General features: G+C 44.2%; 17 protein-coding genes. 1 reads left to right on the top strand and 16 read right to left on the bottom strand.

Annotated elements, in window-relative coordinates:
• Window positions 1–84 precede the first annotated feature (84 nt).
• Window positions 85–1767 (top strand): methyl-accepting chemotaxis protein, encoded by a 1683-nt coding sequence (locus ACED25_RS08980; RefSeq protein WP_371695108.1) that lies wholly within the window; start codon window positions 85–87, stop codon window positions 1765–1767.
• Window positions 1768–1915: 148 nt separating this feature from the next.
• Here ACED25_RS08980 and ACED25_RS08975 read toward each other — a convergent pair whose 3' ends face one another.
• From ACED25_RS08975 to ACED25_RS08900, 16 genes are all read right to left on the bottom strand, one after another.
• A complete protein-coding gene (locus ACED25_RS08975; RefSeq protein WP_017097829.1) occupies window positions 1916–2575 on the bottom strand; it encodes a sugar transferase in 660 nt (219 codons plus the stop codon).
• Window positions 2576–2584: 9 nt separating this feature from the next.
• On the bottom strand, window positions 2585–3772 hold the full coding sequence (locus tag ACED25_RS08970) for a glycosyltransferase family 2 protein (protein ID WP_371695107.1): 1188 nt from the start codon (window positions 3770–3772) through the stop codon (window positions 2585–2587).
• Complete coding sequence (locus tag ACED25_RS08965; protein ID WP_371695106.1) at window positions 3769–4869, bottom strand: glycosyltransferase; 1101 nt, start codon at window positions 4867–4869, stop codon at window positions 3769–3771. Before ACED25_RS08965 ends, ACED25_RS08970 begins: the two co-directional genes overlap by 4 nt.
• Window positions 4870–5248: 379 nt before the next feature.
• Complete coding sequence (locus ACED25_RS08960; RefSeq protein WP_371695105.1) at window positions 5249–6673, bottom strand: GumC family protein; 1425 nt, start codon at window positions 6671–6673, stop codon at window positions 5249–5251.
• Window positions 6670–7788, bottom strand: coding sequence for a glycosyltransferase (locus tag ACED25_RS08955; protein WP_371695104.1), 1119 nt, complete (start codon window positions 7786–7788; stop codon window positions 6670–6672). The genes ACED25_RS08960 and ACED25_RS08955 overlap by 4 nt, the downstream gene beginning before the upstream one ends.
• Window positions 7781–8566 (bottom strand): DapH/DapD/GlmU-related protein, encoded by a 786-nt coding sequence (locus tag ACED25_RS08950; RefSeq protein WP_012603969.1) that lies wholly within the window; start codon window positions 8564–8566, stop codon window positions 7781–7783. The genes ACED25_RS08955 and ACED25_RS08950 overlap by 8 nt, the downstream gene beginning before the upstream one ends.
• A gap of 92 nt (window positions 8567–8658) precedes the next feature.
• Window positions 8659–10035, bottom strand: a complete 1377-nt coding sequence (locus ACED25_RS08945; protein ID WP_371695103.1) for an O-antigen ligase family protein — start codon at window positions 10033–10035, stop codon at window positions 8659–8661.
• A 259-nt stretch (window positions 10036–10294) separates the two neighbouring features.
• Window positions 10295–11401, bottom strand: a complete 1107-nt coding sequence (locus tag ACED25_RS08940) for a glycosyltransferase family 4 protein (RefSeq protein ID WP_371695102.1) — start codon at window positions 11399–11401, stop codon at window positions 10295–10297.
• Window positions 11382–12893 (bottom strand): sigma-54-dependent transcriptional regulator, encoded by a 1512-nt coding sequence (locus tag ACED25_RS08935; protein WP_371695101.1) that lies wholly within the window; start codon window positions 12891–12893, stop codon window positions 11382–11384. The genes ACED25_RS08940 and ACED25_RS08935 overlap by 20 nt, the downstream gene beginning before the upstream one ends.
• Window positions 12894–13115: 222 nt before the next feature.
• A complete protein-coding gene (locus tag ACED25_RS08930; protein ID WP_009846763.1) occupies window positions 13116–13520 on the bottom strand; it encodes an Hpt domain-containing protein in 405 nt (134 codons plus the stop codon).
• 695 nt (window positions 13521–14215) lie between these two features.
• Complete coding sequence (locus tag ACED25_RS08925) at window positions 14216–15448, bottom strand: glycine betaine/L-proline ABC transporter ATP-binding protein (protein WP_371695100.1); 1233 nt, start codon at window positions 15446–15448, stop codon at window positions 14216–14218.
• Window positions 15441–16340, bottom strand: a complete 900-nt coding sequence (locus ACED25_RS08920) for a proline/glycine betaine ABC transporter permease (RefSeq protein ID WP_009846761.1) — start codon at window positions 16338–16340, stop codon at window positions 15441–15443. The genes ACED25_RS08925 and ACED25_RS08920 overlap by 8 nt, the downstream gene beginning before the upstream one ends.
• 147 nt (window positions 16341–16487) lie before the next feature.
• Window positions 16488–17480, bottom strand: a complete 993-nt coding sequence (locus ACED25_RS08915) for an ABC transporter substrate-binding protein (RefSeq protein ID WP_009846760.1) — start codon at window positions 17478–17480, stop codon at window positions 16488–16490.
• 593 nt (window positions 17481–18073) lie between these two features.
• Window positions 18074–18763: a chromosome partitioning protein ParA gene (locus ACED25_RS08910; protein ID WP_371695099.1), complete on the bottom strand. Its 690-nt coding sequence runs from the start codon at window positions 18761–18763 to the stop codon at window positions 18074–18076.
• Window positions 18763–20862, bottom strand: a complete 2100-nt coding sequence (locus ACED25_RS08905; RefSeq protein WP_371695098.1) for an SLBB domain-containing protein — start codon at window positions 20860–20862, stop codon at window positions 18763–18765. Before ACED25_RS08905 ends, ACED25_RS08910 begins: the two co-directional genes overlap by 1 nt.
• Window positions 20859–21695: an OmpA family protein gene (locus ACED25_RS08900; RefSeq protein WP_017077265.1), complete on the bottom strand. Its 837-nt coding sequence runs from the start codon at window positions 21693–21695 to the stop codon at window positions 20859–20861. The genes ACED25_RS08905 and ACED25_RS08900 overlap by 4 nt, the downstream gene beginning before the upstream one ends.
• Window positions 21696–21740 lie beyond the last annotated feature (45 nt).

Here is a 21740-nt window from a genome sequence, read left to right as displayed (position 1 = left end):
TATCGATACAATCAATAAGTACGGCGTTTATTTAAAAGTATGCATGATGTAATATCTTCGCGAATATAATGTTTGAGACTACTTATGTATAATTTATCTATGAAAATGAAGATGCTTTTGTCTGCAATTGTACCAGCGATGTTGGTTGCGATTGTGACTCTAGTAATTGTTATTAACTCCCAACTATCGGCTCTTGAATATGAAATTCAAGATTACCAAACGGTCTTAACCGATGAACGTAAGAACAATATTGAAGATGCAGCTACGATCGCTCAATCTGTAGTTGAAGATGTAGTTCGACGCTTTGGTACAGGTGAAGAAGCGCAAGAAGCGGTTAGATTCGCGTTAAAAGAAGCGCGTTTTTCTAATGGCAGCGGATACTTCTTTGTGTTCGACGAAAACGATCACTACATTGTTCACAGTCTAAAGCCTCAACTTGAAGGTAAAGATGGCGGCGGTTTAAAAGATCCGAATGGCATCAAAATCACGGTTCGCCTACATGAACAGGCGACAAGAGGTGGTGGTTTCATTGAATACATTTACGACAAGCCAGGATCGTCGGTCCCTCAACCAAAAATTGCTTACGCTGCTCCTATTTCTGGAACGGGTTGGTTCTTAGGAACGGGTCTGTATATTGATGACATTGCTAAGGCTACAGAGGTTTACCGTCAAGAAGCCAGTGAGCGTATGCAAACGCAAATTTCAACAATTGTCATTACTGCGCTTGCATTAGTAGCCCTAACTTGTCTGATCATGTCTTATGTTGCTTCACGCATGATTGCCCCAATCAAAGATATGCTTAATACCTTTATCGACATTGCGAATGGTGAAGGTGATCTTACCCATCGAATTAATGTGTCGGGTACAGATGAAATTGGACAATTAGGTAAAGCATTTAACCAGTTTGTCGGCAAGCTCCACAATATTATTACTGATGTTTCGAAAGCTACAAATAATGTTACGACGGCCACTGACCAAATAAGTAGCCAAACGGTTCACCTAAGTAATCAACTTCAAGAGCACAACCACGAGACAGAGCAGGTGGTGACAGCTGTTACTGAGATGAGTAGTACAGCAAACGAAGTGGCACAAAGTGCTCATCAAGTGGCTAGTGCAACGAATGAAGCTAACAATGACGCTCATAATGCTCAAAACCTTGTGCAAAAGTCGACACAATCTATTGGCTCTTTAGAACAGAATGTAGTGACCACAAGTCAACACATGAATTCACTCCACGACCAGTCTAAAAAGATAGATGGTGTGTTACAGGTTATTGGCGAGATTGCAGAACAAACTAACTTACTAGCACTAAACGCAGCGATCGAAGCCGCACGAGCAGGTGAGCAAGGTCGAGGCTTTGCTGTAGTAGCAGACGAAGTACGTAACCTTGCAAGTAGAACTCAAGGTAGTACGCTAGAGATTAAGACCATGCTTGATGAACTTCATAAGTTGGTTGAACAAGCGGTTTCTTCGATGGGTGAAAGTAGTAATACTTGTCAGGATGTTGTGACTTCATCAAATGATATATCAGCGGGTTTAAATGATGTTAGCACCGCTGTAGCCTCAATCAATGCAATGACCGACCATATAGCAACTGCGGCAACAGAGCAAAGCTCAGTAACGGAAGAAATAAACCGTAACTTGGTGACTATACGCGACATTGTAAGTTCACTGCTGATATCGAGTGAAACGTCAAGTACCGCTGTGGATGAACTTAAACAGGCTGGTGGGCAATTAAGCCAACTTGTTGGTCAATTTAAGCTTTAGATACTAAATAAGCATAAACACTCCAATATAAATTAAAAGTGGCGACCAATTGTTAAGCAATTTGGTCGCCACTCTCTATCAAGCGTCAAGAGTTACATATCCTTAAGTAGACTATAAAAAAACATCCATCACCGCGAACACATCTCACCTATTGTCCACGTCCATCGACCATTACTATGATTGTTTTAGAAATGATGCTGAGATCAGCCACAATCCAAGATTTCATAGAGCACAGACTCAGTGCATAACTGTGGTCAAAGCCCACTTTACGACGTACATCATCAATACAGGTATCATAACCTTGATTTACTTGTGCTAGCCCAGTAATACCGGGCATTACGCCGTATGTACGGTCAGCAAAGTAGGGGATTTCGTTCTCTAGTTTGGTGTAAAAAGTAGGGCGTTCAGGACGTGGGCCAATTAGAGACATCTCACCTTTCAATACATTGATCAGTTGTGGCAACTCATCAAGACGCGTCTTTCTTAAAAATCGGCCAACGGGTGTGATTCGTGGGTCATTCGCCGTAGCCCAAACGGCACCAGAACGCGTTTCTGCATCTTCGTACATACTACGGAATTTCATGATCTCAAAGATTTCCATTTTCTCCGGTGTCGATTTACCAACACGCAGTTGACGGTAGAAAATCGGGCCACGAGAAGTGAGTACAATAGCCATCGCAATCAATGGAAATACTGGCGCTAGCAAAATCAAAGCAATCAGTGAACTCACGAAATCGAAAGTACGTTTAGCACGAGAGATTTTGTATTGGTATAAGTTTTGGGTAGATAGCTGTTCAATGTTCATCATAATAAGTCCTTAATGATTCGCTCGTGTCCAAGGTGAGTTTTCTAGTCCGATTAGGTAACGAATGCCACCAATGAAGTTGGCATAGTGTCCAACTATCAAATAAGAGATTAATGAAATAGGTTTATTTACGAGACGCTTTGGCAAGATGCAGCCAAGTACGCCAATGGTATAAACGGCAACTTGAGCCCACAACAGCGCTTCAAATACCAAGTAGTTGTTAAGTAAGATTGAGCACACCAAGCACACAATCATTAAATATGGAGTGAGTAGACGCAGTCCTTTTCCAGAGAAGAACGCAAACGCGATGCCTTTGAACTTCGGGCTGAACAAGCCAAACAATCGAATCGCTTGTTGCATGTTACCCGCTGAAATACGAAGTCTCCTTTTGAAATCTGTTTCTAAATTTGATTCTTCTAGTTCCAGTGCGACCATTTGTGTTTCGTATTCTGCGATGTAACCTTGTTTAACGATTCGCATCGGTAGGATGAAATCATCATTAATCGTGTTGAGTGGAAGCAGTTCGAACAGGTGTGTTCTAAACAAGTAGAAAGCGCCATGAGAACCTAAGCTCGAACCTAATGAAGCTTCTGACTCTTTAACGGCAGTTTGATACTGCCAATAGGTATTTTCACCTTCGTTACGTGTTGGGCAAAGCTGATACGTTGCGTTTACCACGCCAACTTTGTCACTTTCAAAGTGAGCGGCGGCAATAAGCAGCGCATCCAATGAAATAAGGGCTGATACATCACTCATCGCTGTAATGTCACTGGTTATGCATGTCACTTCCTCATTTATAACCGTGACTTTACCTCGGTTTAATTGATGGTCATGTATCTCAAAATGAACATCACTGCACATCGCTTCTTGGATCGTCATTTGAGCAATTTCGACCGTGTCATCAGTACAACCATCACAAGCGATAATGACTTGCAGTTTCTTTTTTGGGTAATCGAGTGAAGCAAGGTTACGGATCTTGTCTGCGATCCATTGCTCTTCGTTAAATGCCGGTACAAGAATGGTGATGGTGGGTAACGTACAATCTTGCTGTTCATCTTTGTAACAACGATGGCTCTCTTCAATTTGACGTGCTGGGTGGCTTTTCGCATACCAGCGTAGTAGTAAAGGATAGGCAGCGTGATGATAGATAATTAACGCACCTGAAAACAGACAAAGTCCCGCAAGTAACCAATCAATCATGCGTATGCTCCTTCTGAGATGTCGTTGTAATACGAAACCATTTTGATGATATCGAAGTTGTCGAGCACATAACGACGAGGAGACAGAAAGCGTTCATTTTGTTTTTCTAATAGCGCGCTGGCTAATCCGGCAATGCTGCCACTTTTTACGAGGGAACTGCTGATGGGACATAAGGTTTCGTCAACCGCACCGACATTCATCGCGACGGTTGGAATGTTACATGCTTGGGCTTCGAGTGTAGAAAGAGGAAGCCCTTCGTGGCGTGAAGGTAGGCAGAAGGTATCCAGCGCTCCGTAAAAGGTGGTCATGTCATCCACTAAGCCAAGAAAGATCACACGGTCGCTGAGATTCAAGCGGTCAGTGAGTTGTTCTAGTTGATTGCGTTTTGCACCATCACCAGCCAGTGCGACAACGGTGTTTGATGGCAGTAGAGCAAGTGCCTTAATCAGCTGGTCTTGACCTTTCACGTGCTCTAAACGCCCCGCACAACCAATGATGTATTTGTCGGTTGGTAGGTTGTGCTTTGCTCTCGCGTCTGCTTTTGACATCGGTTTAAACTTCTCACAATCTACGCCGTTTTTAATCGTGATGATGTTTTTGTATGAAAACGCACAGCGTAACTGATTGTAAACGCGTGTTGCATCGGCCACTAACGTTGGTTGAGCCGCTTTCAATGCAAGGGCTTGTAAGCGACGACGTTTGTTATTTTTCAAATGCCAAGCATCATGTTCAGTATGAATTCGAGTTGGAACTCCGGTCACGCGAGCCGCATAGCCAGCATAAAGTAGGGGGCCAATATGGTGGGTATGAACCACATCGGGTCGAATACCGTTAAATGCTTTCATCAATTTGATGATGATACTGAATTGTACGCCTGGTGCTTTGTCCAAAAAGACGATTTGATTTTGATACTGCTTTAATTTCGGCCAGTTGTTGATCGAGTCTTCTTTTGTCCCTTCTAAACTGACAATCAACACTTGGTCTGTTGGTTTAGCAAGGCGCAGCAAATCTAACGTTAGGGTTTCTAATCCGCCGGGAGCGAGGTGTTGAACAACGTGTATGATCTTTTTACCATGCTTCGTTAAATGCGTATTCATAATTTGGACCCTGCCTTTATAATTCTTGTTTCGCCTTTCTGACATTTGTCTTGAAGTAACTTCTTTAAAACGTTTAGCTACACAATGAGATTGCAGGAGTTGTGCCAATTAAATAACCTTTATATTTCAACCGTTTAAATCATGGTTCTATAGGGCGTTTTTTGTTTCTCAAAATGGGAATCAAAACAAAACATCAATGAATAGCTATTTGGAGCATAGGGCTTGGGTTAATCGAAAGTAGCGTTAGAACTTGAGGCTTTAGACAAAAAAAACGCCAAGCGAATGTTGGCGTTTAGTGTTAGGAAGCTAAAAAGATAAGAAGAAGCTAAGAAGCTACGAGGCTACGAGGCTAGCAAGTTAAACATGCTTTTGAGGCTGACTAGCCCATTTTAGGTATCACCGTTATCACAGGGACACCTAAGATCTCTTCGATTTCGTCTTTACGCTTGATTGAAGAGTCAAACAGCTCGAACAATACCGCCAGACCAATGCCCAATCCGATGCCCGCAACAAATCCAGCCAGAATAAAGATAAAAGTCGGCATGTTAGATTTCATGCTAGGCGTGAAAGGCAAATCGATAATCTTCACACGTTTGTTTTGCTCGAATACACCAAGCGAACCCGTTAGCTGAGCCATTTCATAACGCTCTGTCAGTTCATCATATAGTTGACGCTTGATTTCAACTTGACGTTTAAGGCGGTACATCTCTTTGGCATTTTCACCGAAGTTATTCGCCTTGTGTTCTAATTCGAAAATCATAGTACGAAGGCTTTTGGTCTCTTCTGTTAAAGACTCAAAGCGAGCACGAACCAGTTGTAGGCTGTGTAATTGAGTGACCAGAAGAGGTTGGGTATCAGAAAGCTTGTTCAGTGTCGTGCTACTTGCGATGTCCCAAAGCTGGTCGCTGTTCATCGTTGGCTGAGTAACCTCGAGCAAACTTTTTCGTTCATTTTCAAGCCTGTCTAATTCACGGACTTTAGCTTGTACGGCACTGTGTTTATTTGTGTATTTGGCTTGCAGCAGAGTCAGCTCACTGCGAATGTCGATGATCTGGTCTTCGATTCGACCTATCACGGGATTTGTTTTAGAAAGTTGTTGGTCGATTGACCCTAAACTTTTTTCAACACCCGATAATTCCGCCTCTTTTTCCGCCAGTGTTTGTTTGAGTGACGCTAAGCGATTCAAGCTTTGGCTTTGCAATTCTGGCGTCGATTGGACGTTTTCGTTCATGTATGCGGCTAGCGCTTCTTCTGCCTCTTCAAGTTCCGCGCTACGTTTGTCTATATGGATTTTCAAGAAATTACTTGAGTCCTCAATTGACGAGCGTTCCGGCGCGAGCAGCTGTTCAATAAAATGTTCACTCACCGCTCGAAGCGTTTGTTCCATTCCATTTGGAGTGCTCGACGTTAAGCTTATCTTTAGAAAGTCTTTTCCAAGTTGAGTAACTGATAAACGCTGAGACAAGTCAGTAATGATCTCTTGTTTCTCAACCTCAGGCATATCTGGACTAGTTAATTGCAGTTCATCAGCGACCGAGTAAAGAACATGTCGACTGTGAAGCAATGTTCTCAATGCGTTAAGTCGATCTTTGAGCATGGTAGAGACGGCGATGTCTTCCAAAAATGGATTCATCTTGGCTGTTTCTTGAATCAACATACTGGTATGCGCGTCATATTTAGTCGGGGCCAACTTGCTCACACCGAAGCCAACAAAGGGCAAAATAAAGATTGGGAGAACAATAACGTAGCGTTGGCGCCACATGGCATTTAGGATGACTAGTAAGCGCAACTTAAGATTATTCATAAAAGCTCCAACATCCAATGTACGAAGTTACCACGGTTCTGCCAGCTCTCTTGTTCGACGACAGAGATCGGTGAATTGCTCAGCTGGCGTGCATGATCAAGCGCCCAAATCATTTGGTTTACACTACCAACTGTGGTGACATGTTCTTGATATGGCTTTAATGCTGGGAATTGAGTTGTGATAATTGGCGTGCCGGCCGCAAGGTACTCCATTAGTTTGAGTGGGCTACAAGCTCGGATCTGCTCGTTATCAACAAACGGCAACAAGCTCACATCCCAGTGTTGAGAATAGCCTGGCAGCGTATGGTGTGGACGTGGGCCAAGGTAATGTACGTTACTCAACTTAGGCAGCATGATCGTATCAAGCTCATTTGGGCCAATGAATACAAAGTCCCATTCCGGCATTGCTGTCGCGACATGAACAATCATTTCATAATCAAGCCACTTAGAAAGGCTGCCATAAAAACCAGCAATAGGGCGGTGGTTGCTTGGTAAATCTTTTGCTCTTGGTGCAGGTGTAGAAAATAGTCCGACATCGACACCATGTGGTAAGAGCTGAGCTTTCTCGCTAGGGAATTTGTCCATCAACTTTTCACTAGCAGCGAAGATCAAATCTGATTTGTCAATGAGTTCTAATTCATGCTTTGCGACCGTCTTGTGGTCTACGCCCGCAAGTGCACTAAAGTCATCCCCACAGTAATAAACAACCGCTGACTCGCCTAAGTGTCCGCACAGATCAACAGCAGTCGGAAGAGAACTCCATAGGATAGGCGCGTTAAGATTAAGCTCGGCAATCACTGGTTTTAGTTGGTGCAACATCATTTGCTGAGCCAACTTTCTAGAAAATTTAGAAGCAGGCGCAGGGATTGTCTTTAAGTTAACGATAGTAATGTTGTCGTGTCCCTCAGAGTTGAGCATGTTTTGAGTAACGGCTTTGGTTTTGCCAAACAATTTGTTGAACGCTCGGGTGGCATCTTTAGCGGACAGCTTCGGTTGTCTTAGGCCAATTGAGTTGACCCACAAGACTTTGTGTTGCTTGGCAAGATGACGAACTAAATGTTGAGTCGATGAAGGTAGGCCGCCAAAGTCTTCACCAAATACGATTAAATCACGCATGGTCACCTCCATGAGTCTCTAATGAATCGAATACATCGGATTCTGTCACTTCAACGGATTTAATCTGGCCGACAACTCGAGCTGGGTTACCACCTGCGATTGCGAAGGCAGGAATATTCTTTGTTACTACGCTGCCTGCGGCTATAACGGCACCTTCGCCGATGGTTACGCCGCCTTTAACCGTCACATTCGTGCCTAGCCAAACATCGGGTTCAAGAATGATGTCGCCGATTTGCTGAGGGTCATCACCTTCACCTTGCGCTCGACGTTTTGCATCCAGCGGGTGACCAGAGTATCCAAATAGAAACGCGCCGCCAGCGATTCGTACGTTGTCAGAGATAACGACTTTACCGCCAACAGCGATCGTCGACTGCCAACCGATGTCGACGTTGTTGCCAATCGACAATAATGGGTGTTCCAAGCCTTCAAGTGGTTGAGTACAACCAGAGAATGTCGTGTGGCCAGAGATACGGCAGTTGTCGCCAATCGTAATTTGCACCGGACCGCTGACGAAAGGCAGACCACCATACAAGTACAGGCGTTTACCACACTGAGCGACACGACCTTTGAAAGCCGGTGTCCAGTAGAAGAATCTCGTCAAGCCAGAAACCAAATTCACCACTAGCTTGTGCGCTTGATAGAGGCAACGATTAAGTATTTGAGGGGTAGGTAGCTCTGCGCTTCTGATGTCTTTCAAAATGAAAAACACATTTCTAATTCGAGAATTAGGATGAAACTTAAGCCAATGTTTGAATTGATGTATAGATACTGACGTCATAATGAAACTCCTCTATCTTGTTATATAGAAGTACTTTCATATACTGTGCCATTTAATAAATATAATATTTTCAATGGGTTAAAATGTGGGTTTTAGGTTTTCTCATTTTGACAGGCAGTTTGAGATACGTTAGAGACGCAAACTGTGAGCGCTGCGAGGATATAAATCGGCCAGTTGAAGCCTTGAGTCAAAAATGTACCCGACACGATTGTTCCAATCAGGCCTGCATAGATCGCATACGCGACCGCATTTAGTTCAGGTGCGATTTCTCTGGTTGAGTTTTTTAATCTGGTGAGTGTGGATCGGGAGGTTTTGATCAAAGAAACGATAAGGCAGACAAAAATGATAAGACCAATGAAGCCAGTCTCTGCTAACACACCAAACCACGTACTGTGAACGGCGTGATTCAGTCCGTCCCAATGCGAACTGTAAAAGAAGTAGTTCGAGAAGAAGTTGTTCAACCCTACGCCAGTCAGTGGATTCTCAACCGCCATTTTTACTGCCGCCTCCCAGGCATATATTCGACCCATTGCAGATTCATCGATACCTTGTTCAGCGGCACCACCAGAAGCTCTGTCTGAGATCCCCGCAACTAAATAGAGCACCACGGCCGCGATGGTTCCTACGGAGATTAACAGGACTTTAGAACGAACTAGTTTCCACGCAAAAATACCAATCACCGCAATACAACCCAGTAATCCGCCACGGCTTTGAGTCGCAATAATGGCGGCAAGCAGTAACAGGCAGACTAAGGCGCTGATGAAACGTTTGGACCGTGAGATGCCAGATGTGGTGGCTTGGCTTATCGTAAAGGCGAGTGGGAACATCAGTACCAGTGCTAAGTCGTTAGGGTCACCTAACATAGATCCAAAATCGCGCCCAATAGTTACGCGCGAGCCTTCAACAAGCCCAATACCATTTACTGAGTTGTACACGGCAATAAAACTGACTAAAGCGCCTGCGTAGATAATCGTCATCGCGGTTTTTGCAAGATTTTCCGTGGTGTTTACTAACCAAGTAATCGCAAGCGTCATGACGATTATTTTCCAATAAACACCTTTGAATTCTGCAAGTGCTATTGGCCTGTTGGACGCGAAGATAATACCAATGAAAACCAAGACCCAAAATATGGCGAGCCAATTTAAACAAGGGTGCCAGAAGATTTTAAGCTCTTTACTGATTAATGCATGCCAGAGCAGAGCTGACAGGGCACCTAATGAAAGCATCAGCGGTATTTTTAACGAATAGAGTTGAGGTATGGCTTCGTGAATTCGGAAAAATGAAAAGACAACGAACAGTAGAACTAGCCAGAATGTCTTGTTTAACACGAATAACCCAGCTAATGGCACAAGAGCGAGCGCGACAATGACAGCAGGGTGAGGCACAAAGTACCAAACAATACCAAGCCCAACACACAAGGTGCTGATAGTGATGATGACTGGCAATCTATTGGCTTCAGGGGTGAGCATTGTAATCTCTATTGCTGAGTAAACTATTCATGGCAGCTCTCTATCGTTATACATTTGAAAGTCGTATCTAACGCGTGATGTTAAAGATTGCAAAGCGAGTGCCAGTTATGCATTTCATTTAACCAACTGATTTAATGATGGATTATTGAGTAAGACTATAATCTTAAGTTGAGATGTGTCATTTTGAGAATCAGTATAAAACTGACTAAAACGGCTAAATTATCAAGCTAAAATAACCAGTTATCTACTAAGACTAGGATTAACGATCGAGTTGGTAGATTTCCAACAACTTCGGGACAACAGCTTGTGGCGAATATTGGTGTTTGACCGTTTCTATCGCGTTACTTCTGAGAGAGTCACGTTGTTCAATCGACAATGACATCCACAAAGATAAAAACTGTACTAGTTCAGCTTCTGAATTGGCGAGGTAGCCGTTAACTTGGTGCTCGATGAGTTTAGGCAAGTTACCAACTGAGGTGGCGAGGACAGGAATGCCGCGAATCATGGCTTCTAATGCCGCCATAGGTAAGCCTTCAAAGCGGGAAGGGATGATTAACAAATCGATTTGGCTCCAGACGTCGTCCATATTGGTCTGATGCCCATGAAAGGTAACATTATCAGGCTGCGATTTAACTAACGCTTCCATTTCTGGCCCGTCACCAAAAAGCTCAAACCGAACATCAGGAAACGGTTTGGCTAATGCGACAAATCGATCTGGCGCTTTTTCGTGGCTTAATCGTCCCACAAAGCCAACATGGAATGGGCTTGATGAAGGGGACTTTGTTAATCCGGTAGGGACTTTAACAAAGTTATTCAATTGATGGGTTTTACTCGGCACTTTCGCTTTAATCTTCTCACTGACCACGAGCGACTGATCAGAAAGAAAGCTGCTGTAACGGTCGAGCCAGTCATAAAGCCATACTTTGCCTGTTGGAGTTTCACCGGCATGATAAGTGGTGATTTGTTTGGTGTTGTTAAAACGAGGTGGGAGCTTTATTAGTTTGCTGACCAAACTGGCTTTGTAACCATGAGCATGGATAAGCCTTGGCTCATAATGATGAGCTGCACGTTTAAGCTGTGTCGCGCTATTGCCGCTTGAACCTGCAGAGTATGAGGCTAAATCGGAGAGGTAACTATAAGGGATGTTCAGCGCATTCAACTTTTCAACGATGATCGCTTCAGGATTAAACTTAGTCAAAAGAACGATTCGAATAGCCTCTGAATACTGGGCGCTTTCAGATATCAGGCCTTGTGCTAACTCTAAAACGTGCGTTTCTATGCCTCCAAAAGTTTGGCTGTCGATCAACAGCCAAATCTCGTGAAGGTTTACGTTGAGTACACCTTGGCTAGGCTTGATTGTACTCATCTTCCGATTCCCAAGCCTGTTTCTTACGATAAACAGTAGAAGGGCTAAGTTCTAACAGCACGGCAGCGTTTAACACATTCCCATCGCAATGATTGATGGCATGTTGAATAGCTTCGCGCTCTATTTGCCACATTGGACGAATAGCACCTTCGCTTGTTGTAAATGCGGGCGTCATCGGATCGTTGTTAGCGGGGACAACTGAGGATTGATCCAACTCTTCCGGTGTAATAGGTGGCAACTTAGCTTCTGGTGCTTCCACAACAGCAGCTTGGGGTGCAGCTACTCGAATAGGTGTCACTGATTTCGTGGCTTGAGCTGCGTCTACTTTATTAATAGGAGGCGGTAACATGTCTTTGGTCACGCTCGTTTCATTGTTCAACACCACGATGTTACGGATGATGTTTTGCAACTGACGTACGTTGCCTGGCCACGCATAACGTTTAAGTAGATTCTGCGTTTCTTTGTCTATTGATTTGAACTTCTTCTTGTCTTGCTTCGCGTACAGCTTCAAGAAGTGATTAGACAGGGTGACAATGTCACTTCCTCGTTCACGAAGCGGTGGCATCTCGATAGGCACAACGTGAACACGATAGTAAAGGTCTTCTCTAAAGCGTCCTTCTTCTACCTCAACCAGTGGATCGCGGTTGGTCGCACAGATAATTCTGACATCCACTTTAATCTCGCGGTTGCCACCGAGTGGGGTAAACGTACCGGTTTGCAAAAATCGTAGGAGCTTCTTCTGCATCTCCAGTTCCATTTCACAAAGCTCATCGAGAAATAGGGTGCCGCCATGCGCTTGCATTGCGGCACCTTTACGGTCGGTTGTCGCACCGGTAAATGCACCTTTAACGTGACCGAAGATTTCACTTTCCATTAGGTCTCGAGGGATAGCACCACAGTTAATAGCAACGAAGGGCTTACTGTTGCGCTGGCTCTCTTGGTGAATCGCTTCCGCACACACTTCTTTACCCGTACCACTTTCACCGTTAATAAACACGCTGGCGGTAGTTGGTGCTACCGAATCGATAATTTTGTAAACCGCTTGCATAGGTAGGCAAGAGCCGATGAAATTATGAAAGCGGTCACGATCGAACTTGCTTTGCATGTCATCGACAAGGTTCTCTAGCTTAGCTCTTTTTAGATGTAAGCGAACAGAGGTCTTTAGTCGGTCGGCTTGAATGGGCTTCTCTAAGAAGTCTTCCGCACCGCGCTGGATAAGGTCTACAGCAATGTTTACTGAGCCATGTGCCGTCGCGATAATGACGGCGGTTGGTATTTCGTTCGTACTAATCCAATCTAAGACTTCTTCCCCTGGCATGTCGGGCAACTTAAGGTCGAGAATAACAAGCTGTGGAGAGTGCCTTTCAATGAAGGTCTTAGCTTCCACGCCGGTTTCGACGTGGAAGATATCGTAGGGCTCGTCCTTTACGTACTGCTTGTAGAGTACGGCGAGTGAGGTGGAGTCTTCAACTAACAATACCTTAGGGCGCATTGTGTATTCCTTTTGAAACTTTATCCTAACCAATCAATAACATAGTGATATGGAACCATCAATACGAGTCTTGTGTATTTGTTATCTACCGCATGCAATCTTTTAAGGCGCGGTGTGTAGAATTTCCCGCATTGCTACTCATACTGGTTCGCATCTTTATGGCGACTATATTAATAACGACTATGTTGAGTTTTTATCTGATACTTATATGAACATCCAAAGTTAACTGAAGCCTGCCTGTTTCCTGTCAAGCAAGGCTTTGATTGAACGCTCTGCGAGTTCTAGTAATTCGTCAACTTGCAGAAATGCCGCATCGTGACTCTGTTCTAAACATTGCTTCTCTAAAGCGCGAGCCAACTCACCCAAAGGGCGATTACCTAATGATAGCGCCGTGCTGCCAAGAGTGTGGACCTCAAACTCAAGTGTTTGAGCGTCGTGCTGAGCGACAGCCTCTTTTATGGCGACCAACCGTGTTTGTGATTCTTCGACATAATGGTCGATCAAGATCGGGATAATATCCGCACTTGTATCTCGAATCATTTGCTCTAGAACGCTTTCATCAACAAGCTCGCTAACTTCTTGTGAGTTTAGATGTGCAGCTGTGTCTGACGCTAAAGTGGAATTCATCAAACTAAGTCCTTCTATTGAGCCTAATATCCATGAGTAAAGGGGCTGTTGACCTTTCGTGGTTAAGTTTTGTTCGAATGGGGACGCCTAGTCAAAATCGTTTTAGGTGCGGCGAAGAGTATGTAGCCTAGTCATTCTAAGCAAATATTCTTCAACAAAGCATAAAACGATTTTTGTGGGGGCGCCTAGCTCGAACCCTTCGGGCAGCCCTTGTGGTTCATTTCTACTGCGTTAGAGACTTTTCATGTAGGCCAGCTACACGTCAAAGCCTCTTCCTTGTATTAATTTTCCACAAGATGCTGAAAAACCCAGCTCGAAAGGTTAACAGCCCCTATTAAGTTCTAGTCATTTTCTAGAATAATTTCAACTGCTTGCCTTATAAACGAAGCAATTAATTGCCTTCTCGCCGGAATTGCCACTATGTTTGTGACAAACCTAACGAACTTATTTAAATTTGTTTTCTCTTATGAAATATAAACTTAGGCACCTATTAGCCTGGGTACTTATAAGCTTAAAGGGGAGAGTGCAGGACAAAGCGAGGCCGATACACATAAAAAAGACCACTGCAGTTACTAACAACAGTGGTCTTAGAGCCAGTTAACTCGCTTGGCTAAGCTAAAAAGCTATAACCCACATACCGATAACCCAAATAGCGATAATTTAAACAGCCGTGCTTTAGATAACGAAAAGTTGAACTACGAAGCTTTATCAATCTTTGGCTTTGGGTCGGTTTCTACTTCTTCCTCGCTACTTTCAGAGAAGATATCAGCAACAGCGCTTCTCTCTAGTTCACCTTTTAGGTTACCGTCCTCATCAACAACCGGAAGAGAATAGTCACAAGACATAGTGTCTGGTAGCACTTCTTCAATCACCGCATCAGGCAAAATGGCTGGAACTTCTTCGTATATCTCTTCACTGAAGTCATGCACCGATGAATCTTCAACTGCATCCTGTAGGCTCTCTTGTGTGACTAGACCTTGATAGCCTTCATCCGTTACGTGATAAGCGTAGTCATTTTTCAGCATCTTCATTTGTGCCAAAGCACCTTCAATCGTTTCAGATGTGATTCGATAGAGAGGGGGCTGCATAACGGTTTCAACGGTCAAGGCACGAGCACGGTTTACGTCTTTAACGAATGCCTCTACATAGTCATCGGCTGGATTCAGCAGAATCTCATGTGGCGTACCTTGTTGTACCAACTCGCCATCTTTCAAAATTGCGATTCGGTCGCCGAGACGAAGTGCTTCATCCAAATCGTGGGTGATGAAAACAATCGTCTTATGAAGCTTCTCTTGCAGTTCAATGAGTTGATCTTGCATTTCACTTCGAATCAAAGGATCGAGCGCTGAAAACGCTTCATCCATTAATAAGATTTCAGCATTAGTACACAGAGCTCGAGAAAGACCAACACGTTGTTGTTGACCGCCAGAAAGCTGGGCAGGGTACTGCTTGCCGTAACCTTTCAACCCCACCGTTTCTAACCACTCATTGGCTTTCGCTAAACGGTCTTCTTTTTTGATACCTTGTACTTCCAAACCGTACGCAACGTTTTCTACCACGGTGCGATGAGGCATTAAGCCAAAGCGTTGGAATACCATCGACATTTTATGACGACGGAACTCTTCTAATTGCTTGGTATTGAGGCTCATCACATCGATGCCTTCAACCATGATTTTACCTTGAGTCGGATCTATCAAACGGTTGAAGTGGCGAATCAAAGTCGACTTCCCTGAACCAGAAAGCCCCATGATAACGAAGATTTCGCCACGGTTAATCTCAAGGTTAATCTCTTTCAAACCAACGGTATGACCCGTGTCAGCAAGAATCTGGTCTTTGTGTTCGCCGTTCTGAATTCGGTTCATAACAGACATCGGTTTCGGCCCAAACACTTTGTATAGGCCACTAATCTCAATCAATGGTTTAGTCATGCTTGAGTCCTCCTAGGTGCGCATTGGTTCTTCTTGCGTACGCCTGCGAAGCGCGGTCAAAAAGGATTGCTAAGGCCACAATGGCGAAACCATTCATCAAGCCTAATGTGAAGTATTGGTTGGTAATGGATTTAAGAACCGGTTGTCCTAGGCCTTTAACACCAATCATTGATGCGATCACAACCATAGACAGTGCCATCATGATGGTTTGGTTGATACCCGCCATGATCGTTGGCATCGCTAACGGTAGTTGAACACCCCATAAACGTTGCTTTTTGCTCGCACCAAAAGCGGTAGCCGCTTCCAATACTTCTTTGTCGACTAAGCGTATGCCTAGGTTGGTTAAACGAATCACAGGTGGAATCGCGTAGATAACCACGGCGATTAGCCCTGGAATCTTACCGATGCCGAGTAGCATTACCACTGGGATCAAGTAAACGAATGCCGGCATGGTTTGCATGATATCAAGCATCGGCGTAACGATAGATTGCGCTCGATTCGAACGAGCCATCGCAATGCCAATCGGAATGCCTAAGAATATCGAAACCAAGGTACACACAGTGATGATACTAAGCGTACGCATGGTGTCTTCCCACATACCAAAGTAACCAATAAGGAGCAGGGAAGCGACACAACCTAAAGCCAGTTTCCAAGAGCGACTCGCGGCGTAGACAAGGCTTGTACAAACAGCGAGGACTATAATCCAAGGGGTTGAGATAAGAAGTTTTTCAAACCAAACCAGGAATGAAAGAAGAGGGTCAAATAGAGATTCAATCATTTCACCGTATTCACGAGAGAATTCACGGTATGCGCCATCTAGCGTCTTTTTTATGGTTCGTAAATCAGCGCGTTCCATCTCTGGAAAGGTTGATAACCAATTGGTGTCAGCCATTTTATATCCTTATAGTTCGGCGCCACTTGTTCATACGATGAGGTAATCGCCTATGAAAAGGGCTCCGAATCATGAATAACATCAAGTATAGCGACGTTATTTCTGTTCTATTGTTGAAGCGTAATTGCTTGTTGTTAAACCAAGCTTTTACAGTTCGGCTTCAACTTTCTTAGCCACTTCTTCAGAAACCCATGGGTGCCATACTTCTGGGAATTCACTCAAGAAATGCAAGCTCGCTTCTTCACCATCGGCTTGATTGTCTTCCATCCAAGCAAGCAGCGAGTTCATTTTGTCGTTTGTGAAACCACGTTTAGTGAAGTAGTCATAAGCTTCAGGAGCACGTGACGCAAAACTCTCAGTGGTGATAGTGTGAACGGGTGAAGGCGGGTACATGGTCGCTTTAGGTGAATCACAGTCTTCTTTGGTGGTACAAGTTAAGAACTCTTGTTCATTAACACCACTGCCAAAGTCAACTTTAACCATGTCGTATTTGCCTAGAACGGCAGTTGGCGCCCAGTAGTAACCAAACCAAGCTTCTTCGCGCTCATAAGCTTTTGCGATAGAGCCAGATAAGCCGGCACTCGAGCCTGGATCAACAATCGTGAAACCACTGTCTTCCAGCTCAAGAGCGTTAAACAAGTTTCCGGCGCTGATCTGACAGTTCCAGCCTGCTGGGCAACTGTAGAATGCTGATGTATCTGGGTCTTCAGGGTGCTTAAATAAGCTAGCGTTTTTACGTACACCTTCGATGGTTGCCATCTCTGGGTATTGTTTAACTAAGTAAGCTGGAACCCAAAAGCCTTCTTCACCGCCATTCACAAGTGCTTTACCTGCGTAGCGAAGACGTTTTTCTTGGACACCCTTGTCCAATGCGTCTTTTAAGCTGTTGCTCCAAAGTTCAGGTGCAACATCAGGCTGGCCTTTTTCAATCATGGATGTGCCTGTTGGCATGGTGTCGCCAGGGATAAGTTCGGCATCACACCCATAACCATGTTCTAGGATGAATTGGTCGATATTGGCGATCAGTGTTGCAGAGTTCCAGTTCATATCTGCGATTGTTACGCTGCCACATTCTCCAGCGTTAGCATTACCGCTGGCTGCTGCTACTAACAAAAATACGGAGCTTAACTTGTATTTCATATTGAGTTTCCTTTCTCTTTAATAATACAACTAAGGTAACCAAGGTAAATTGATTATCTAAATTGCTCGATGGTGATCCTTTCCGTGTATTTGAACCATTTGAGCAGAAGGAGGGATGGGTGAAGTTTGAATAGATAAACGTGCAAAGTCAGTGAAGTGTGATTTGCCAATTCATCCACTGTGTTTCAACAGCCATCGGATAACTTTGTCAAACTATTACAAATTCGTCAAAAACCACCTCTATTTATAATCTTAGGGAATAATCGTACGAATTCCATCTTTGATGCGATTTACATGGCACTTTAACCGTCTGTGTCACATTACCGCTAAAGTTAGGCATGGGGCTGTTGATTTTTGAAGGGATTTAAAGGTGGTAAGACCATATTTGACGTGTGTGAAATGCGTTGAATGGTTTTTAAAATCTTATTTTCAATAATAATTTCGCCAAAAACACCCAATTTGGTTTTGGGGTGTTTAGAGCTGTCGCGGCTTGAAATTTAATAGGGTAGGCGGCTGTCATCGTATCAATGACAGCCATACAGTTGTACAAGAAAGCTATAGTTGTACAAGAAAGTTACAGTGGCGCGAAAAACTTACATCGGCAGGTTTAAAAACTCATTTTGATACAGCTTGTTTGCCAAGCTATCGCGAAGTTTAGCTGGAAGGAATTTCATTCGATTGATTTGTCTTACCAACTCTTGTGCAAAGCTAGGAGTTTGTTTCATGTTCATCACACTGCCCATTAGATTGATACTCTGAGCATCAAGCAGCTTTTTCGCTTGTTCTAGGTGGTGAGTTGACGTTTCACCATAGGCGACAACCATCAATGTGCTGTCACAGGCACTTGCAACAGACTGTGCAGGGATATTCCCTTTGTTAATGTTGAGAAGCGGTGAGGTGTCGATGATGACTCTGTCGTATTTCTCTAGCCATTTGTTGACCACTTTTTGTAACGTTGTCGGGTCTTTATAAGCAAGCTGTGTTGATGCCACTTGAGGTGCAGGAACACCAATGAACATCCGGTGAGACTCAACATGTTCTATTAACTGCCCCTGTTGACTGTCTTCTAACATCATCAAATCTTTGAAAGCAGGGTTGTATAAGTTGAGGTCAACATAAAGCGTAGAATGACCAGCAAGGAGAAAACGTTCTGCTAATGCAGTTGCAACAGAGGTTACCCCGTCACCTGAATGACAGGCAGTCACACAAATCGATTTCTGTCCGTTAAGTTCAGAAGCTAAATACAGTTGCTCGACTTCGGCATGGGTCGCTGAAATTGTCATTATAAAGCTCCTATTAAGACGATCATTGTTGTTAGACGTAATATGTCTTCTAGACCTACACGAGCTTTTTCCATAAAGCTCTCACGGCGATCTGGGATGTAGATAGTGTCACCAGCGCGCAGTACTGGTAGGTTGTAAATATTGGCTGTTTTGCTGAATTCAACAAGGTCGAAGGTACGAGCTTGGCCTTGGCAACAAGACATATTCACAATGGTAATTTTCTCTACGTAAGCATTGTCGGTAGGGCCTGCCGCTTCTGCCAATATATCTAAAATGGTCATGTTGTCGTTAAACACATAGCGACCTGGGTTGTTAATCGCACCAAGCACACGAACGGTTTCTTCTTTCGGTGTGTCTAACCAGTTTTTACCTTTCTCTGGAATGTAAATGGTGTCACCAGTGGTTACATTTGGCAGTAATGATTCGTCACCGGTTTCGAAGTACAGTGATAAATTGAGTTTGCTTACTTTAGAGTAGGTTTTATCACGATGCGTGACACGAACGTTGTGTATATCAGCATCCTTAGTAGGGCCGTCAGCCGCAGACAAAATGTCTAGAAAGTGCATGTCTTTGGTGAAGCGGTAACGACCGGGTGCATTCACTTGTCCAAAGATGTAGATCGAAGCATCAGAGCTTTGACGTACCCATTGAGATTTATTGTCTGAAGGGTCTTGTGGTAAGTCGTGGACACGGACAATAGAGCCTGCACGAATTTGCGGCATCAGATCTCGTGGCGCGCCATTTCTGATGAAATCATCAAGATTAAATACAACCATCTTTCTACCCGTCACAACTTCAATTTTTGAGGTGTCCGCTCGCAACGTAGGACCGCCGACGTGAGCCAATAATCCCATGAAGTTCATTTCATCTGACCATTCAATACGACCAGGTCGGTTGACTTCACCGATAACGTTAACCGCTCTGTCTGGCGCAATCTTCAACCAAGACTTCTCGTTCATGTCGGTTTTCTCTGGAACGAAAATAGCGTCACCGGCCTCAATGCTCGGTGGATTAGAGTTAGGTAGGCCTTCTGTGTAAGCCGCTAAATCGAATTTAAGTACTCTGCCATCCGCTTTGATCACACGTATTTGGCGCGATTCTGCAAATCGAGTTGGACCGCCAGCATTCGCAAGGATATCCATGAAGGTGGCGTCTCTTTTTCCTTCAAAAGCGCCGGGAGCGGCAACTTCACCCATGACGTAAACCATATTGGCGCCGGATTTGATCTCTTCTTCTTGCTTCGGCACAAAAATGGTTGCACCCGGGCGTAAGATTGGAAGTAGGCTTTCGTCACCAGAATCTAAATAACGTTTAAGGTTGAACAGCGTAGGCGTGTTGTTTGAAATTACTCGGATTTGCTCAACACTGGCATAACGAGTCACACCGCCCGAGCGCATTAGTACGTCAACAAGATCGGTGCTCTCTTTATAAGTGAACGAACCCGGTGCGTTTACCTCGCCAAATACTTTAATTGAATTGCGAGAGTCGGCACTGTCACCAGAGTTAGCAAGCTTTGCTGCATCGAACTCTTGTTCAATATTGCCTACTAATGGCGATGCTGGAACAAAAAGCGAATCCAGTGATTGCAGAGTAGGTAGCGTTGATTCGTCACCTGAATCAAGGAAACGTTTGTAGTTAAACTCTTTCTTGTCCGCGCCTCGCTTAAGAATCAATTTGTCCAGTTGTGCTCCTGGACGTAATCCACCGGCTGCGTAAAGCGCCATTTGGATGCTAGAACCCAATGCCAGTGTGTATTCGCCAGGCTGTTCGACATAACCCTGAACATAAATAATGATTTGTTGTTCTTTGACGTACACCGAAGCGTTCGAAAGATCTTTATAAGCGGTAGCCAGTGATTCTAGAACGACTTTGTTAAGCTGCTCACTGTCATAACCGGCAACAAATACGGCGCCAACTTCAGGAAGGGTAATGCGGCCACGCTTATCCACTTGGAACCCTGTGTTCAACGTACTTTCACCGGGTACGTTAACTTGGATAAGGTCACCGACTTGAACCGCGTCTGAAAACTCTTCGCTCGCATTCACGACACTCGTAAAGCTTAACGATAGGGTGATGATAAAAGCGATCAATAATTTCATAATCCACCTCCCATTTTCTCGGCATTTTTAGGGGAGATAATTTCGATACTCACTCGGCGGTTAGTTAAACGGGTACCGTCTGATTCGCCTTCAAAAAGAGGGACAGTTTCACCCACAGACACGGCTTTAATTCGCTGAGCACCTAAGCCAAAAATAGTCAGGTAGCGTTCGACTTGTTTAGCACGTCCAAGTGCCAAGTCATCGTTAAATTTTTCGGTACCCGTAGCATCGGCATGACCCGTAACAACAAGGTCTAGAGATTTATGTTCTTTCAGTAGTGTGGTCGCCTCGGCAAGTCGTCCCATGTACTTGGGATTGACTTCGGTAGAGTTTTCCGCGAATTGGTTGTCAACGTTAAGCAGATCGTACAACTGTTCGATAACCGACAATTGCATTCTAAATTGGTTTTCATTTTTTGGTGGTTCACAGCGGGCTTGTGAGGTCACATAGTCCAGTTGGACTTCAAGTTCATTTAAGCGTTTTCTTTGAATGACTAGGTCGTTGGCTGCATCTAGAAGCAGGCCTCCTTGTAGTTCACGAGCGATACGATTTTGCTTCTCTATCGCTTGCACAACAGCAGCGGGGAAGCACCAACGGGCGCCTTCTTGAATCAAGGCATCAAGATGTAATTTAGCCAGTTGCCAATCAAAACGTAACCCGTGTTCAGGACCAAGAGGTTCGTCTGGCATGACAGGAGAAAAGTCGGAATTTTGGTAATTAATAGAGTCATAACTTTCAGCCAAACCGCCGGTGCCTTGTTCAGGGTAGCTAGTACAGCCACCTAGAACCAAAGCAGACAGAGAAAGGGCTATGTAGTTTTTCAGTATTTTCATGCCAACGTCCTATGTTTTTACTTTTTATTATTATGTTTTGTTACT

Origin of the sequence: Vibrio sp. 1F263, assembly GCF_041439035.1 — a bacterium.
Lineage (GTDB): Bacteria > Pseudomonadota > Gammaproteobacteria > Enterobacterales > Vibrionaceae > Vibrio > Vibrio tasmaniensis_A.
This window is presented reverse-complemented; position numbering and strand designations above follow the sequence as displayed.